Raw genomic sequence first — 1,252 nt, forward strand, 5'->3', positions numbered from 1 at the left:
CTCCGACGACGCCGAGAACTGCGACGACACCCCCGCCAACGACTCCGCACTCGACGCGATCGTCACCGACGACTCGACCACTCCCGTGATGAGAGCACGCAGGTTCGCCTGCGTGCGTTCGAGGTCGACGGCCAGGGTGCCGATCTCGTCACGCCCGGTCACGCCGGAGGAGACCGTCAGGTCGCCGTCGCCCACCGCTGCCAGGGCAGAGGACACCGCGCCGATCCGGCGGGCGATGTTGCGAGCCACGACGTAGGCCAGGGCGGACGCCGCAACCGCACCGAGCGCCGCGACCAGGATCGTGAGGAGGATCGATCGTGCCGCCACGGCATCCGTCTCGTCGGCGAGCGCGGCCGCCTCCTCGCCCTGCGAGACGGTCTCCACCTGCATGGCGTCGAGGACACCCGTCGTCAACGGACGGATGGTCTCGTCGAAGTACGTGGCGAACCCTTCGGCGTCGCCCTCGTCCGCGAACGGGAACAGCGTCCCCTCGGCCGCTGCGTAGTACGTGTCGAGCGCGGCGACCAGAGCGTCGACGTCGGCCTCGTCCACCGCGTTGGGGCGATAGGCCTCGATCTGCGAGTGGAGGTCGACCTTGCGCTCGGCCAGCTCGTCCACGAGCGTCCCGCGGGTCTCCTCGTCGGCGATGCCGTACTGGACGACCCGGGCCCGGTCGCCCTGGTAGGCGCGCTGGATCTCCGTGAGCTGTTGGAGCGGGACGACGTTGCCGCTGTACATCAGCGCGGCGTCTGCCCGCAGCGTACGCATCGAGCTGAGCGCGAACGCGGTGACGACCGCGGTCACCACCACCATGAGAAGGACGGACATGACGATCTTGACCAGCACCGGGCGGTCGGCCCACAGCCGGCGCGGTGCGTTCTGCTGCTCGCTCATCGCTCGCCTCTCGATCTGGGGGGACCCGTGTCCCCTGCGGGCGGCCGCGGGGGGCGGCCGAGTCGGTTGCCTGGGGGCGAGAGCCCCGAGGTCGTTCTGATCCGTTCCGGTGATGCGGGTGGTACGTGTCGTGCTGAGGTGCGAGGTGCTGGGGGCCGCGTCAGATCCGGAACTGGGCGACGCGGGTGCGCAGCTCGACCGAGACCTGGGCCAGCTCGTCGACCGCGACGCTCATCCGCTGCATGGTCGCCGCGCTCTCCTGCGCGGCGGTCGCGATGCCTGTGATGTTGCCCGCGATCTCCGAGGCCCCCGTCGCGGACTCCTGCACCCCACGAGACATCTCCGTCGTCGTCGCGGT

2 protein-coding genes are annotated in these 1,252 nt (G+C 70.6%); both read right to left on the bottom strand.

All coding sequences use genetic code 11. The annotated features are described in order from the left end of the window. Positions 1-894: MCP four helix bundle domain-containing protein (locus H9640_RS18845; protein ID WP_191792307.1), on the bottom strand; the 894-nt coding region annotated here is incomplete at its 3' end. A 160-nt stretch (positions 895-1,054) separates the two neighbouring features. Further along, positions 1,055-1,252, bottom strand: a 198-nt coding sequence (locus tag H9640_RS18850; protein ID WP_404821909.1) for a methyl-accepting chemotaxis protein, incomplete at its 5' end; no start/stop codon positions are given.

The organism is Oerskovia gallyi (genome assembly GCF_014836745.1).
In the GTDB taxonomy this organism is placed as follows: Bacteria; Actinomycetota; Actinomycetes; order Actinomycetales; family Cellulomonadaceae; genus Oerskovia; species Oerskovia paurometabola.